This is a genomic window from Roseibium sp. R5 (genome assembly GCF_055755305.1).
This window is the reverse complement of sequence record NZ_CM146910.1, coordinates 785904-800893: the sequence shown is the minus strand read 5'-3', so window position 1 is coordinate 800893 and position 14990 is coordinate 785904. Positions and strand designations below refer to the sequence as shown.

General features: G+C 52.5%; 12 protein-coding genes. 11 read left to right on the top strand and 1 reads right to left on the bottom strand.

What is annotated here, in order from left to right; translation table 11 throughout:
• Nucleotides 1-254 precede the first annotated feature (254 nt).
• The gene (locus AC0J4F_RS03715) at nucleotides 255-1511 is read left to right on the top strand and encodes a tyrosine-type recombinase/integrase (RefSeq protein ID WP_473025438.1); all 1257 of its coding nucleotides are present in this window, start codon (nucleotides 255-257) and stop codon (nucleotides 1509-1511) included.
• On the opposite strand, the gene AC0J4F_RS03710 is transcribed toward AC0J4F_RS03715, so the two are convergent.
• Nucleotides 1512-2252, bottom strand: coding sequence for a hypothetical protein (locus AC0J4F_RS03710; protein ID WP_473025437.1), 741 nt, complete (start codon nucleotides 2250-2252; stop codon nucleotides 1512-1514).
• 147 nt (nucleotides 2253-2399) lie between these two features.
• On the opposite strand from AC0J4F_RS03710, the gene AC0J4F_RS03705 reads away from it, so the two are divergent.
• The 10 genes from AC0J4F_RS03705 (at nucleotide 2400) to AC0J4F_RS03660 (ending at nucleotide 14923) form a co-directional block, all read left to right on the top strand.
• Nucleotides 2400-3077, top strand: a complete 678-nt coding sequence (locus AC0J4F_RS03705; RefSeq protein ID WP_473025436.1) for a hypothetical protein — start codon at nucleotides 2400-2402, stop codon at nucleotides 3075-3077.
• A gap of 100 nt (nucleotides 3078-3177) precedes the next feature.
• Nucleotides 3178-3399 carry a helix-turn-helix transcriptional regulator gene (locus AC0J4F_RS03700; RefSeq protein ID WP_473025435.1) on the top strand — a complete coding sequence of 74 codons (222 nt, stop codon included), beginning with the start codon at nucleotides 3178-3180 and terminating at the stop codon, nucleotides 3397-3399.
• A 2-nt stretch (nucleotides 3400-3401) separates the two neighbouring features.
• A complete protein-coding gene (locus tag AC0J4F_RS03695; protein WP_473025434.1) occupies nucleotides 3402-3938 on the top strand; it encodes a hypothetical protein in 537 nt (178 codons plus the stop codon).
• A 39-nt stretch (nucleotides 3939-3977) separates the two neighbouring features.
• Nucleotides 3978-5039 carry a tyrosine-type recombinase/integrase gene (locus AC0J4F_RS03690; protein WP_473025433.1) on the top strand — a complete coding sequence of 354 codons (1062 nt, stop codon included), beginning with the start codon at nucleotides 3978-3980 and terminating at the stop codon, nucleotides 5037-5039.
• A gap of 171 nt (nucleotides 5040-5210) precedes the next feature.
• Nucleotides 5211-7586, top strand: coding sequence for an EcoAI/FtnUII family type I restriction enzme subunit R (gene hsdR, locus AC0J4F_RS03685; RefSeq protein ID WP_473025432.1), 2376 nt, complete (start codon nucleotides 5211-5213; stop codon nucleotides 7584-7586).
• Complete coding sequence (locus AC0J4F_RS03680; RefSeq protein ID WP_473025431.1) at nucleotides 7583-9049, top strand: type I restriction-modification system subunit M; 1467 nt, start codon at nucleotides 7583-7585, stop codon at nucleotides 9047-9049. Before hsdR ends, AC0J4F_RS03680 begins: the two co-directional genes overlap by 4 nt.
• 5 nt (nucleotides 9050-9054) lie before the next feature.
• Nucleotides 9055-10830: a restriction endonuclease subunit S gene (locus tag AC0J4F_RS03675; RefSeq protein ID WP_473025430.1), complete on the top strand. Its 1776-nt coding sequence runs from the start codon at nucleotides 9055-9057 to the stop codon at nucleotides 10828-10830.
• Nucleotides 10831-10886: 56 nt separating this feature from the next.
• The gene (locus tag AC0J4F_RS03670; RefSeq protein ID WP_473025429.1) at nucleotides 10887-11666 is read left to right on the top strand and encodes a hypothetical protein; all 780 of its coding nucleotides are present in this window, start codon (nucleotides 10887-10889) and stop codon (nucleotides 11664-11666) included.
• Nucleotides 11667-11705: 39 nt separating this feature from the next.
• Nucleotides 11706-13556, top strand: coding sequence for an AAA family ATPase (locus AC0J4F_RS03665; protein ID WP_473025428.1), 1851 nt, complete (start codon nucleotides 11706-11708; stop codon nucleotides 13554-13556).
• Complete coding sequence (locus AC0J4F_RS03660; protein ID WP_473025427.1) at nucleotides 13556-14923, top strand: HNH endonuclease; 1368 nt, start codon at nucleotides 13556-13558, stop codon at nucleotides 14921-14923. Before AC0J4F_RS03665 ends, AC0J4F_RS03660 begins: the two co-directional genes overlap by 1 nt.
• Nucleotides 14924-14990 lie beyond the last annotated feature (67 nt).

Genomic DNA, 14990 nt, shown 5'->3' with positions numbered 1-14990 from the left:
ACCGACGGTTACAAAGCAATAAGAACGAAAAATATGGCGCACCCGAGAGGATTCGAACCTCTGGCCTCTGCCTTCGGAGGGCAAGGGATATTAATTTTTCTAGAGTTTCTGAGACTCCTGAATATTATATAAGATACAGAAATATAATGTAATTTTAGAATTGACGTTGATGGACATTCCTTGACGTTCGGGCTTCGGTGGTTACTATGTGGTTACTTTTTTGAAAAAGTAACCACCGATCAGGGCCCAAACCCATGACACTCAAGCTGACGAAATCCGCCATCGACAGGGCTCAGCCGAAGAGCGCTGACTATTTCCTATGGGATGGGGAATTGAAGGGGTTCGGCATCAAGATCGCAAAGGGCGGCCGCAAGGCCTACGTGTGCAAATATCGTGTCGGATGTGGACGAACCGCTCCAAGCCGCCGCATGACAATCGGGGCGCACGGGTCTCCCTGGACTCTGGAACAGGCACGCGCCGAAGCGCGGAAAATATTGGGCCGTGCGGCAAATGGGGAAGATCCCGCCAAGGAAAAACAGGACGAGAAAAAGCAGATTACCGTCTCGCAGCTTTGCGAGCAATACCTCGAGCATGGCATCGGCACCAAAAAGCCGAGTACGATTGCCACTGATAGGGGGCGGATAGAGCGACACATCAAACCCCTGCTAGGCCGAAAGAAGGTGCCAACGGTTACCCGGGCGGACATCAAACGCTTTCTACAGGATGTCGCCAACGGCAAAACCGCCAAAGATGAAAAAACCGGCCTGCGTGGCCGTGCGATCGTTCGGGGCGGACAAGGGACGGCAACACGAACGGTAGGCCTGTTGGGCGGAATTTTCTCCTATGCGCTTGATTGCGGCATGATTGAAACCAACCCTGTGCGGGGCGTGAAACGTTTCAAGGACAAAAAGGGCGATCGCTACCTTAGCCAGCAGGAGCTCGTCGCGCTGGGCCAGGCTTTGCATGACGGACTGGAGCAAGGTCTGAACCCCTATGCTATTGCGATCCTCAAGCTTTTGATTTTTACCGGCGCACGTAAAGGCGAAATCGAAACCCTTCGGTGGAGCGCAGTTGATTTCGACGGCGGTTATATTCGTCTTGAGGATTCCAAGACGGGGCAGAAGACATTCCCACTGAACGCTGGCGCCTTGGAAGTACTCGACGAAATCCCGCGCCTCGACGAGTCACCCTTCGTATTTCCTGCACTTCGCGGTGATGGACACTATGAGGGTACGCCAAAGGTCTGGCGGATCATCCGCAAAATGGCGAACCTTGAAGATGTTCGCCTGCACGATCTGCGCCACAGCTTCGCGAGTATCGCCGTTTCCGGCGGGGCGAGCCTACCGATTATTGGGGCCTTGTTGGGTCATGCCGACAGTGCCACAACACAGCGCTATGCGCACTTGCATGATGATCCGGTAAAGGCGGCGAGCGAGGCTGTCGGAAATAGTATCAAGGCGCTGCTTTCTAATAGTCTTGGTCGAATTGTTAAACTTTCAGGAAAGGGATAGCTAGGTTGTAAAGCGTGTCATCAAAAGCTGTTTTGGATCGGCTTTATTCAGGATAAATGCAGCCGCATCGTCTGTATAAATTAACTGCGTGCCGAACCTGAGATATCCGTGTTCGGTTGGGTAATACCCATTGTATTCATGCCCGTCTTGTGTTGCGACACATCCGGATATGACGCGCTTGAGGCGCCGCAATGCGTCGTCGCGGAAACAGATTTTTCCAGCTTCCAACTCTTCGAAGATGTGCTCCATTTCCTTGTGCCCGCGAGCAATCGCCATGCCGGGTAGGAACGTGTTTGCGCCGAAGTCGACCGCCCAGCCCAGTGAATGTAGGTAGACCCGTCGAGCGTGTTTCGGTGCCCCAACATATGAATAGCTTGTTGGATGATCCCAATATGCACACGCTCTTATAAAGGCCTGCGCATCTTCCAAAAATACCGTTTCGACGCGAGCGTTTTTGTTGCAACGTCGACGAGCTGCTCCTGCTGCACCACGAATTCTAGAAAGCCAGGAATTGCGAAGGTCCACCAGCTCCTGGATGAAAGTCTCGTCTAACTCACCTGTAAGAAAAATGCTTCCACAATCCGAACACTCGCGACCACGCCTAAACCAATGAATATCAACGTATTGTTCATGGTTGACGCGTTGTGCCTTTTTCTTTCCCAGTTTGGTCGGCGAAATAGCACGGCAAATAGTCTCTCGCCGGCATCTTGCACAGTAAACACGTGTTCCGCCTCTCGCCATTTATCCCATCCCTACCGCACTGATCTTCATCGGCATGCTGTGACGACCAACAACTTCATTTTTGGATAACGGGCACGTCAAACCACAATTTTTGGTATAGTTCTACGTTATGGGCATCTTGGTGGCTATATCCTATTGGCAAGATCAGTGAGCTTTGAGTTTTTGGTCAGGAAGCGAACAAGAAAGACGTTGTTAAAAGACCTGGAATGGTCGTTTACGATCGATGACTATCTTGAGCTCAAGCGCCGATTTCCTGATTCAGACACTGCGCTATGGATGGTGTTGGCCAGCGATAACTCATCGCCAAGCTGGGGTATGGATTTTGCCTTTCAATTAGAAGGCGACTATGAGCGGTTCGGGATTTCAATTCATAGTTTTTTGGGAGCGTTGGATGGCGACCCAGACAATATCGACAAATTTATATGTGAGATTTTGAACGCATTGTCAGAGCGCGAAAAAGCGCTGACCGAAAATCCTCATGCGATCAGCGCCGGTAAGGCAATCCCCAATGCTCTGGTTGATTTTTCAATTGGCACACTCGTCGAAGCTTTTGCTTACTATGGATATCCGCCACCAGATTCCTTTCAAATCCTGTTGAAGTATCGGCTCGGCCTATTCAAGAGTACGCTCAAGGAAGAACGTGTTTTGAAATGGCGCCGGACCATGGTTGCCAAATTCGTCGCCGAGAACCCATCACTTTCAAACCGTCAAATTGCAAAAACAGTTGGTGTCAATGTGAGCACGATCTCCCGTTGGATGGGCGAAGAAGACTTTCAAAGATACGTCCGCATGTTCCAAGCGCCGCCGCTGACACTAAAAAGTTAGTGATATGTTGCGCAGAAAACAACGTGCGCAACACCTCAACTGATTGATAGCGCTTCCCTCACCTGCCGGGGTTGTCCGGCGAATCGATGGTGATGGATCAATGACTACGAACACACAGCTGGTGTTGAGCGCCGCACAGGTTGCCAGGCAACTCGGCCTTTCAATCAGCACATTGGCAAAGATGCGGTTGTCCGGCGCTGGGCCAGCGTATTCCAAGCTCGGTCGACGCGTTGTTTACCGCCCTTGTGATGTGGATGCCTGGATCGAGGCAAACCGGTACCAGTCGACCTCCGAATATCCAGACAAGACCTTCGGAGCGTGAGCATGTCGGGCCGCAAGAAGCGCAAGCCGGACTTTCGCCGGATCCGCACCACGAAAACCTATTCGGTTTCCGAAATCGGAAAAGCGCTCGGGCGCAACCAGGCAACGGTGAGGCGATGGCTTCGGGACGGGCTACCGACCATCGACGATCAACGTCCACCGATAGTCCATGGTGCCGACTTGAAGGCGTGGCTCGTTACCCGCTGGGACAAGGGCAAACGTCCTTGCCAGCCTGGAGAGCTCTATTGCTGCAAGTGCAGGCGTCCCCGAAAGCCGGCAGACAATAGCTTTTCCATCGAGCCGCACAACGACAAGACCGTCACTTTAAAAGGCCTGTGCAGCGTTTGTGGAACACGAATGTCCCAAGCCGGTAGCAGGGCGAAAGAGCTGGAAATCCGGCAGGTATTTGATGCGCCAATGCCAGCTTTGCAGCGAATGGATAGGTGCAACAAACCCAACGTTAAGCGCACTGTCCAGCCCACAAGCACCGAAGGTGCGCCCATCAAAAGAAAATCAACGCAATTGAGCCTTGGTTTCTAAGTGCAAGACGGGCTGCAACGATTGAAGGGACGATCAGAGATGGTCAGGCGAAACGCGGAAAACTTGCGGATCAAGCATCGTTATTTTGAGTATCTGGAACATGCGGAAAGCAAGTCAGGCGCGACTGTTCGACAGTTCGAAAGGGCCATCCTCCGCTATGAGGAGAACACTGGCTTCGAAGGTTTCAAATGCTTCGACCAGAAGAAGGCAATGCGGTTTAAGGAGGCGCTGTCCAGAGCTGACCTTGCGCCGGCGACTATCTTGTCAACGCTCACCTGCCTGAAACGCTTCTTTGGCTGGCTGGCGCTTCAGCCTGGCTACAAGCGTCAGATCAAGTTCTCGGAGATCGAATTCCTTAACCTGCCGGAAAAGGATATTCGTGCGGCAAGCGCGCCGGCCGACAAAGGCTATCCGTCCTTACAGATGGTCAAGCAGGTCATCTCGTTGATGCCATCGAGCACTGCAATCGAAAAGCGTGATCGCGCGCTCGTGGCCTTCATCGCAGTTACAGGTATCCGGGACGGAGCTCTTGTCACTCTGAAGCTAAAGCATTTCGATCGGCGGCGAAGCCTGGTGCTTCAAAACCCGAAGGAGGTGCAGACGAAATTCGGCAAACGAATAGACACTTTCCTTTTCCCACTTGATGATGAACTCGAGCGGATTTTTCTCGATTGGGTCGACTACCTCTCCAATGATCTTCTGTTTGCGGACAACGATCCACTCTTTCCCAAGACGGCTTTAGGGCAGGATCACAACAAGTGCTTTTCAGTCGTTGGATTGGGTCGTGAGCACTGGGCAAACGCTTCTCCTGTCAGAACGATATTCAAGGCCGCTTTTGAACGCGCGGATCTTGAAGCCTTCGGGCCTCATCGGTTCAGGGACATGATCGTTTCCGAGATGTACCGGCGAGATCTTTCAATTGCGGAATTCAAGGCCTGGAGCCAGAACCTCGGGCATGAAGGGGCGATGACCACGCTGACGAGCTATGGCAAGTTGAGTTTGGAGGAGCAGGGGAAACTGGTTCGAACTGGTTCAGGCATCCCGCGCCAATCCAGACACAGCAAGTCCAAGAACGACATGCTCCAAGATATTGGACTATAGATCGTCCGGATGTGGCAAAGACAGCAAGGAGCGAACTGTCCAATCCGAAATCTAAAGCCAACAACGAAATTATTGAGGAATTTCAATCGTTGCTGTTACAACGTGTAGCAGGCGACAAGATTAGAAACCTGACTTTAGATTGAAGTCCTGTTTCAGGTGGTGGGGGCGATATTGAAAAAGGAAGAGAAGCTCAAGCTCAGTGAGTCGGATATCTGCGATCTTTTCATCACCCCCTCGATCAAGGCCGCGAAGTGGGATCCTCTTACCCAGATCAGGCGCGAGGTCACTTTGACCCCTGGCCCAGTGATCGTTCGCGGACAGTTGGCGTCACGGAACAAGAAAAAACAAAAATACGCCGACTACGTGCTTGCCTGGAAACCATCGCTCCCCGTTGCGGTCGTTGAGGCCAAACACAACGGATACACGGTCTCTCATGGCCTCCAGCAGGCGCTGGGCTATGCCGAAATTCTGGATGTCCCCAGCGCCTTCAGCTCAAACGGAGATGGTTTTGCCTCGCATAACAAGGTAGCGAAGCCAGGCGAGGACATCGAGACCGAGTTCGTCCTTGAACAGTTTCCTGATCCTGATGAACTCTGGCGGCGATACCGCGAGTTTCATAATATCGAAGACACCGACGACACGGCGCTCGTGCAGCAGTCGTATCATGCGGAACCGGATGGCAAGGAGCCTCGCTACTATCAGGTGGAGGCCATCAACCGGACAGTCGAAGCCGTTGCAAAGGGACAGAAGCGCATCCTGCTCGTCATGGCGACCGGCACCGGAAAGACCTACACCACCTTTCAGATTATCTGGCGCCTCTGGAAGGCTGGAGAGGTCAAGCGCGTCCTGTTCCTGGCAGACCGAAATATCCTTGTCGATCAGACCCTGGTGAATGACTTCAAGCCCTTCAGCGGCGCAATGACCAAGGTGAAGAACCGACGGATAGATCCCGCCTATGAAATTCATCTTGCCCTCTACCAGGCGCTCACCGGGACTGAAGAAGCGGACAAGATTTTCAAGTCGGTATCGAGGGATTTCTTTGACCTCATCGTGGTGGACGAGTGCCACCGCGGGAGCGCTGCAGACGACTCTGCATGGCGAGAAATCTTGGACTATTTTGACAGCGCCATTCAGGTCGGCATGACCGCCACGCCGAAGGAAACCGAGTACGTTTCCAACATCACCTATTTCGGCGAGTCGGTTTACACCTACACCTTGAAACAGGGCATCGAGGACGGCTTCCTGGCGCCCTATAAGGTCATCCGCATTGATATTGACCGCGACATCGAAGGCTGGACGCCGCCGCCGGGGATGGTCGACGATCTTGGAAATGCGATCGAGGAGCGGGAATACAATCAGCAGGACATGGACCGCATCCTGGTGCTCAACCAGCGGACAAAGCTTGTCGCAGAACGGGTGATGAAGCTGCTGCGCGCGACGGACCCGATGTCCAAGACGATCATTTTCTGCGAGGACATCGACCACGCGGAACGCATGCGCAAGGCCATCGTGAATGCCGCCGGCGATCTGGCGCGCAACAATTCCAAGTATGTCATGCGGATCACAGGAGACAGCACCGAGGGCAAGGCGGAGCTGGATCGGTTTATTGATCCGGAGGAGCCCTATCCGGTCATCGCCACAACCTCACAGCTGATGACAACGGGGGTCGATGCGAAGACCTGCAAACTCATCGTTCTGGACCGTACAATTAATTCCATGACGATGTTCAAGCAGATCATCGGCCGCGGAACGCGCATCGATGAGGAAAACAACAAGTTCTTTTTCACCATCATGGATTTCAAGAAAGCGACCAAGCTGTTCAGGGATCCGGACTTCGATGGCGACCCGGTCGTGATTTATGAGCCGGATGATAATGAAGACCCCGTTCCGCCGGATCCTGACGATGTTGGCGGCGACGGCGAAGGCGAGGACAACGAGCCAGACGATACCGATGGACCGGAAACTCCGGGATCGCGGAAGGTACATGTAAGTGGTGTCGATGCCCGCATCATCGCCGAGCGTATTGAGTATCTCGGACCTGATGGACAGCTGATCACTGAATCCTATCGCGAATTCGCTCGCAAGCAGATCAAGGGTGAATATCGCTCGCTCGATGACTTCATGCAGAAATGGCAATCGAGCGATCGCAAGAAGGCCATCATTCAGGAGCTGGAGGAGCATGGCATCGTGCTGGCTAATCTGGCGGAGGAAGTCGGCAAGGATTTCGGCGACTTCGATCTCCTCTGCCACATCGCCTACGATCAGCCGCCACTCACCCGCAGAGAGCGGGCGGAGAAGGTCAAGAAGCGCAACTACTTTGCCAAGTATGGGGATAAGGCCCGCGCCGTCCTGGAAGCCCTGCTGGACAAATATGCGGATGAAGGTATCACCAGCATTGAAGAGCCCAAGGTGCTTCGCCTGAGGCCGTTTACGGACATCGGAACGCCAATCGAGATCATCAATGGCGCTTTCGGTGGCAAGGCCAAATATGAGCAGGCACTCCGCGAGCTCGAGAACCAGATTTATGGACAGGCTTCCAACGAATGAGCAATATTTCCGGTGTCATCAAATCGATCCAGGACATCATGCGCAAGGACGTGGGTGTCGACGGTGACGCACAGCGCATCAGCCAGCTTGTCTGGATGTTCTTCCTGAAGATCCTGGATGATCGCGAAGCCGAGCTTGAGCTCATCGATGATGACTTCGAGTCTCCGATCCCGGAGCATCTGCGCTGGCGCAATTGGGCTGCCGACAAGGAAGGCTTGACCGGGGAGGGGCTGGCCGACTTCATAAACCTTCAATTGTTCCCGAAGCTGAAAACGGACCTGCCGGTTCAGGGGGACAACGCTGCGCGCGCAAAGATCGTTCATGACGTTTTCGAAGATGCCTACAACTACATGAAATCCGGGACGTTGATCCGTCAGGTGATCAACAAGATCAACGAAGTCGATTTCAACAACAGCGACGACCGGCACACCTTCGGCTCGATCTACGAGCAGATCCTCAAGGACCTGCAAAGCGCGGGCAACGCGGGTGAGTTCTATACGCCGCGCGCGGTAACGAAATTCATCATTGATCGATTGAACCCGAAGCTGGATGAGATCGTCTTTGATCCGGCTTGCGGTACCGGCGGTTTCCTGGCCTGCACCATCGATCACAAGCGCGACCAGGTGAAAACCGAAGACGACCAGAGGAAGCTGCAGCGGACAATTCGCGGCGTTGAGAAAAAAGCGCTGCCGCACATGCTCTGCGTCACCAACATGATCCTGCACGGCATCGACACCCCTTCGGGTATCCGGCACGGCAACATGCTGGAGCAGCCGTACAGGGATTATGGTGACAAGGACCGTGTGCATGTCATCGCCACAAACCCGCCTTTCGGAGGAGTTGAAGAGGACGGCATAGAAAACAACTTTCCGTCCCATTTGCGCACGCGCGAAACCGCCGATCTGTTCATGGCGCTGATCATGAGACTTCTCCGAAACCACGGGCGGGCAGGTGTCGTGCTGCCGGATGGTTTCCTTTTCGGCGAAGGCACCAAGTCGACGCTCAAGAAAGCCCTTCTGGAAGAGTGCAATCTCCACACGATCGTGCGCCTGCCGAACGGCGTCTTTAATCCATATACCGGCATCAAGACCAACATCCTGTTCTTCACCAAAGGTGTGTCTACGAAGGACGTTTGGTTCTACGAGCACCCCTATCCGGACGGCGTGAGCAGCTACAACAAGACCAAGCCCATGCAGTTTTCGGAATTTAAAGCTGAGCGGGACTGGTGGGGGGATGAAGCCGATGGTTTCAGGGCTCGTAAGGCAACGGAACAAGCCTGGAAGGTAAGTGCTGAGGAGATTGCTGCCAAGGGTTACAACCTGGACCAAAAGAACCCACACCAGGCGGAAAAGCTTGTTCACGCTCCCGAAGAGCTTCTGGAGGCCTATCAGGAGACGCAGAACTCCATTCAGTCGGTCCGGGATCAGCTGAAATCCATCCTAGCTGAAGCGCTAGCAAGGTGAAGGCGATGATGGGGATCGAAACCGTTCTCACCGAGAACCTCGACATCTGGACCAGTGCGATCGAACGCAAGAACGGCGCTGGGCGCGGTCGCACGAAGAAAGTCAGCTTTTATGGGATCGAGAAACTCCGGGCTCTGATCCTGGAACTGGCTGTGCGTGGCAAGCTGGTACCTCAGAACCCGAATGATGAACCGGCTTCGATACTTCTTAAAGGGATTGCTACAGAGAATGGCGGTTCTATTAGAAGAGGTCCTAGCCGTAAGGCTGAGCATCGCCTGTCGACTGGGGTGGAAGAGCAACCATACGAATTGCCAACTGGCTGGGTGTGGACGAGGTTACAGGAAACTGCGGAGGTAATTCGTGGTGTGTCTTATTCAAAAAGCGATGCTTCTAATGCAGAAGAGGTAGGCAAAATCCCTTTGCTAAGGGGGGGCAACATACAAAAAAAGCTCGAGTTCACTGATTTAGTTTATGTCCCAGTGGAAAAGGTGAACGAGCGCCAATTCGTCCGCCCAGGGGATATGGTCATTGCGATGTCGAGCGGATCAGCAGGCCTTGTCGGCAAAGCAGCTCAATTTACTGAAAATATGTCAATTACGTTCGGTGCCTTTTGCGGAGTTGTGCGTCCATGTTCCGAGAAACTTGAGCCATATTTTCGTTTCTTCTTCGAAACGCCATTTTATCGGAGCCAAACAACTCATGGCGGTAAAGGTATAGGGATCCAGAATCTCAATAAGTCTGCGCTAGAAACACTGCTTCTTCCACTCCCTCCACTCGCTGAACAACAGCGCATCGTTACAAAGGTCGATGAGCTCATGGCGCTGTGTGACACCCTGCAGGCAGAGACTTCTGACGCGGTCGAGGCGCATCAGGTGCTGGTCGAACAGCTGCTCGCCACGCTCTCCGACAGCCAGGATGCAAAAGAACTCACTCGGAACTGGGCGTGGATCGAGGAGCATTTTGACATCCTCTTCACGACCGAAGACAGCGTTGACCAGCTCAAACAAACCATCCTGCAGCTGGCTGTGATGGGGAAGCTCGTCCCGCAAGACCCGAATGACGAGCCGGCGTCTGAGTTGTTGAAGCGGGTTAAGGCTGAAAAAGCCAGGTTGATTGCAGATGGGAAGATCAAGAAGTCAAAGTCATTGCCACCGGTTGATGAGCATGAGGAGCAGTTTGATCTTCCTGCTGGATGGGAATGGGTCAGGTTCGAAGACTGCGTTGATCCTGAATTTACAATCTCATATGGAGTGCTAGTCCCCGGCGAACACCAAGATGACGGAGTTCCATTCGTACGCATCGCCGATCTCTCCATTATTCATCCGCCGGAACTTCCCGAAAAGTCGATAAGCAGTGAAATTGATGCTCAATATGCGCGTACGCGGCTCAATGGGGGGGAGATACTCATGGGAGTGGTCGGGAGTATTGGCAAGCTAGGCGTTGCGCCTGAAAGTTGGCGTGGTGCCAATATTGCGCGGGCTATATGCCGAATAGTGCCCTCCCAGTTTTTTGACAAAGCCTATCTCTTGTGGCTTCTACAAAGTGACTTTATGCAGTCAAATTTTCGCGATGATATTCGAGTACTTGCTCAGCCGACTTTGAACATAAAATTGATTAGGTTAGCGACAACGCCTGTACCTCCTTTACTCGAGCAAAAGCTTATCGTGAAAAAACTCGATGAGCTTATGACACTATGTGATGCGCTCAAATCAAACCTATCCCGCTCCAATGATCAACGGTTTCAAATTGCTGACGTAGTCGTATCTAAGGCTGTGGCTTAATCATTGAACAATTTTCATAGTTGCAAAGATTAAAGAAATAGCAGTGGGAGGACCTGTTGCCCTGGCCTGACTTCACCGAGCTCTCATTCGGGTTTTGTTTTCTTCGAGAGTTCGAACGGCACTATGTGGCTGGCGGGAGCTTTCCGCGTGCTCCGGATTTCATCAGTCAGTACCGGGAAGCAACCGAAGGCCATGACGTGGAAATCGCCCTCGAAGACTCGACGCCGGTCTTTCTTCAGTTCAAGCGATCCTTGGTCTTGACGAGAAGGAATGCGAAAGAGATCAGCGATAGGCATTATGATGATCCCGATGTCTTTAGGATGTACCTGCACAAGAAAAATGATTATGCACAGCATGCCGCTCTTCAGCGAGTTCAGAGGGCTGGAAATCATGTTTTCTACGTAACGAGCCAAATTTCCAGTCATGAAGATCTGTCCGGAGCCTATCTAAATGGGACAGTTGTTTCGGCTTCGTCTGCATTATTCTCGCCATCTGAAATTGATTTACCGAATCTGCACGAAGATCACCACGTGAGCTTTAAGGCATTTGACGATTTCGGCTACATCTATTCGTTTCAAGGTAGGAAATTTGAAAGGCGGTTTGCAAAAACCGACGGTATTTTCCCTTACCTATCTGAGGGGCGGCAATCGACGAGTGCAAATCGCGAGCGATTGGTTTCTTTTGTTGATCTTTGTCTTGCGCGGATCCCGCGTTACTCAACCTTAGCGGAGCTCGTTCGTGAGCTAAAGCATCCTGTCGCTAAGGCCTCAGTCTTGGCATATTTTTATCTTGACGCGCAGTTGACTTTCTTCCAGCCAGAAGTTGAACAGGGCTAGTTTTGGTTGTAGCTCTGTGATTGTCGGCAGGGAGGAAGCATGCGGCTGAAGTCCGTTTTCATCAGTGAGTACAAGAACCTCAAGGACTTTGCCCTGGATTTTGAGGGTGAGGGGTTCATCGACATTTTCGTCGGCAAGAACGGCTCGGGAAAATCAAATTTTCTCGAAGCACTGATCGAGATTTTTGATCATGTCTATGGGTTCAGCTCCAGCGGAGATGGTCCCGGCTTCTACTATCGGATCGCATGGGACATCGATGGGACTGAAACCCGAATTGGCTGGCAGGACGGGCAGCTCTCCATAAATGGAAAACCGAGAAAGCAGATCGGCTCCACACCACTCCCTGAAAACATCATTGTCTATTACTCCGGCCAGAATGACACGGTCGCGGGGCTGATCAGGCGCTATCGGGAAAGCTATCGCCGTAGCGTGAGGAAGGCGGTGGTTGCTGAAAGCCCCAGGTTTGTTGGGATTGGTCCCGACTACAAGACGCTTCTGGTTGCTCTGATGCTGATGCTTCCTGAGGATGCCAAAGCGCGTCAGTTCCTATGCAGGAAACTTGGTATTGAGGTCACTGGAGGCGAGGTCTGGCTGAAGCTTCGCCGGCCAGGCATCGCGGCGAAGACCAAGTTCTATGACCCTTTTGAAAACGACCAGCTTTTCTGGGGCACAAAAGGGATTGCCCGCTCGTTCCTCGAGGATCTGATGCGCTGCATCGTCGGCGACTTTACGCCCGGTTCGCTCTACGATCGCGCCAGCGACACATATCGTTTTGTCATCAACATCGATAAGTTTCGTGAGGTGTTCGAAGACCGGCGGCCTGATGAAGTGTTCGGCCTCTTCAACGCCCTGCGCGCGCTGGGCATGTTCGAAGACATTTCAATCCCACTGCGTCTGAGCGCCAACGTTGAAGTGTCGTCACGGGCATTTAGCGACGGCCAGTTCCAGTCGGTCTATCTGTATGCGATTTCCGAGCTCTTCAAGAACCGGAATTGCATCACGCTGCTGGATGAACCCGACGCCTTTCTGCACCCCGAATGGCAGTCGGACTTCCTGGCGCAAACTCTCGACATTTCCGAAGAGGGAGCACGCACCAATCATATCCTGATGACAAGCCACAGTGCCTCGACCGTGGCTGCCAAGGCGCCGAGCCGATTGCGGCAGATAGAGTTCAATGGCGAAAGAACCGAAGCCTGCAAATATGACAAAAGCGACCTGATCAAATCGCTCTCTGCCGGTCTGATCACGTTTTCGGAAAAAGAAGCGCGCCTCAACATCACCCACAATCTGAAAAACACCAGGGGTCCGGTGCTTTTCACCGAGGGAGTATCAGATGAGGTTATTCTCGAAAAGGCTTGGAGCAAACTCTACCCCGATCAGGACCGTCCTTTTGAAATACAGGCGACCTACGGCTGCGGTTTTTTGGGCGCTCTGCTCAGAGAGGAAACGATTTACGCCAACCACCCCGAGCGATGTTTTTTTGGGGTCTTCGATTTCGACGAGGCGTACAACAACTGGAACAGCAGGAATACGGATTTTGTACAGCAGGATCCGGCCCAAGGACTCGTGCGAAAGAAACAAGGTAAAAAAGGATATTTCGCTCTATTGCCTGTTCCTGCCAAACTTTCAGTGCGAAATCAGGTGATTAACCCTGCCAACGGTCAACATTACAAAGATAAGTCATTACTGCCGATTGAGCTGCTCTTTCATGATGTTCCAAGTCTGGATGATTGGTTCTGCGATGACGAAGCGCGACCTGGAAATTTTCGAAAATTCAGGGGCTCCAAGACAGATTTCGCCAGCAAGGTCATTCCAGGGTTGGAACCTGAGCATTTCGAGTGCTTTCGTCCACTGTTTGAATTTGTTGAGCGCACCATTGGAGCGGCGTAGTGGCGGTTCCGGTACTGGATACGATCAGCAGGACGGCAGATTTCGAGAAGCTTGAGATTCTCGAACAGAACATACGCAGGAATGACGCTCTCACGACTGAAGTCGAGGCTGCCTTGCGAGCACAGTACAGTGTTCTTGGAAGGGGCCTTGTCGCGAGCCGCACTGGCCTTGAACTGGATGACATATCACAAGCTGAAGAAAAGATTATCGAAGCGGTGTCGAAATATGTCGGGCTCCAAAAACGGGAAGGGAAAACGGCCAATCGAACCTTTCAGATGATAGCTGATCGAGGGCTGATTGAAGCTGCAGAAGTTTCCGTAATGAGGAATAAGCCTACTCAAGGTTTTGAGGTACTCGAGGAGGCTGCTCTGGAAGAGTTGTCTTTCGAACAGATCATCGTTGACCATCCCGAAGAGTTTTCGCCGCGATCAATCTGGTTCGCGCGGAAGACGCTTGGATTGCCGAATGAGAGTGAGAAACCGCCAGCGTCGGATGCGCTAATAACCCAAATCCGCACCGAGAAACTTATTGACTGGTGGCGTCAAATAATCGCCACCAGCGGAAAGATCGGTGGATATACGAACGCAGACGTCGGCCGTTTGCTCGGATTTGACGACTTGTCTTCTCACGGCCGGGTGCTTGGAAACATCACTTCGCGCATCGATTTTGCTTGCTACCGATGTGGCGTACCGCCTTTGGGGCTTTGCGCTGACAAGCCGTTTGCCAACGCCTGGAGTCAAGAGGACCGGAGCTGGGCCTTTCCTGTTCAGGATATGGCCGCAGCAGCGCAGACTAGAAACTGGTCGACAGTGGATCTGGACAGGATTCTAGCTGAAACTCGCAAATTGCCAGGAACAGCCAGCATTCCATGGAAGCGCGAAATCAGTGAAGAGGAGGCTTCGGTTAGACGATGGGCCTTCTCCCTTGAAGTACAATCTTCAGCGCAAGGAACGATTTCACCGCCTTCGAAATTGGATCCATATCTCAAGGATATGCAAGCGGCTGAGATGGAAGCCTTGGGCAAAACACCCGAGGTGAAGCGGAAAATTAGCCGATCAATTGAAAGAGGCAAGATTGGCGCGATAGTCAAAAAGCGGAATGAATTTAAGTGCCAAATCTGCGAGGCGCTTGGCGATGATCCGCATTCGTTTACAAAGAAGAACGGTGAGCCTTACATCGAAGCCCACCATGTCGTCCCGGTTTCTGAGCTTCAGATTGGGTCGTTATCCGCTACCAATATCATGACGCTATGCGCCAACCATCATCGGCAAGTGCATTATGGTAAGGTCTCGGTCTTGATTGAGGCAGAACACTTCAATGTGGCTCTGGATGGCAAATCGCTCACCCTGAGGCGTTGCTCACTCTAGTTTAACGGCAATCAACGGTGGTTACTATGTGGTTACTTTTTGAAAAACCACATTCATCGGTTTGTTG

Bases quoted from the DNA above. Each gene is read 5' to 3' on its own strand.
- AC0J4F_RS03695 (WP_473025434.1), top strand. From the start codon at position 3,402: ATGTCGGGCCGCAAGAAGCGCAAGCCGGACTTTCGCCGGATCCGCACC.
- AC0J4F_RS03680 (WP_473025431.1), top strand. From the start codon at position 7,583: ATGAGCAATATTTCCGGTGTCATCAAATCGATCCAGGACATCATGCGC.
- AC0J4F_RS03700 (WP_473025435.1), top strand. From the start codon at position 3,178: ATGACTACGAACACACAGCTGGTGTTGAGCGCCGCACAGGTTGCCAGG.
- AC0J4F_RS03665 (WP_473025428.1), top strand. From the start codon at position 11,706: ATGCGGCTGAAGTCCGTTTTCATCAGTGAGTACAAGAACCTCAAGGAC.
- AC0J4F_RS03710 (WP_473025437.1), bottom strand. From the start codon at position 2,252: ATGGCGAGAGGCGGAACACGTGTTTACTGTGCAAGATGCCGGCGAGAG.
- AC0J4F_RS03675 (WP_473025430.1), top strand. From the start codon at position 9,055: ATGATGGGGATCGAAACCGTTCTCACCGAGAACCTCGACATCTGGACC.
- AC0J4F_RS03690 (WP_473025433.1), top strand. From the start codon at position 3,978: ATGGTCAGGCGAAACGCGGAAAACTTGCGGATCAAGCATCGTTATTTT.
- AC0J4F_RS03715 (WP_473025438.1), top strand. From the start codon at position 255: ATGACACTCAAGCTGACGAAATCCGCCATCGACAGGGCTCAGCCGAAG.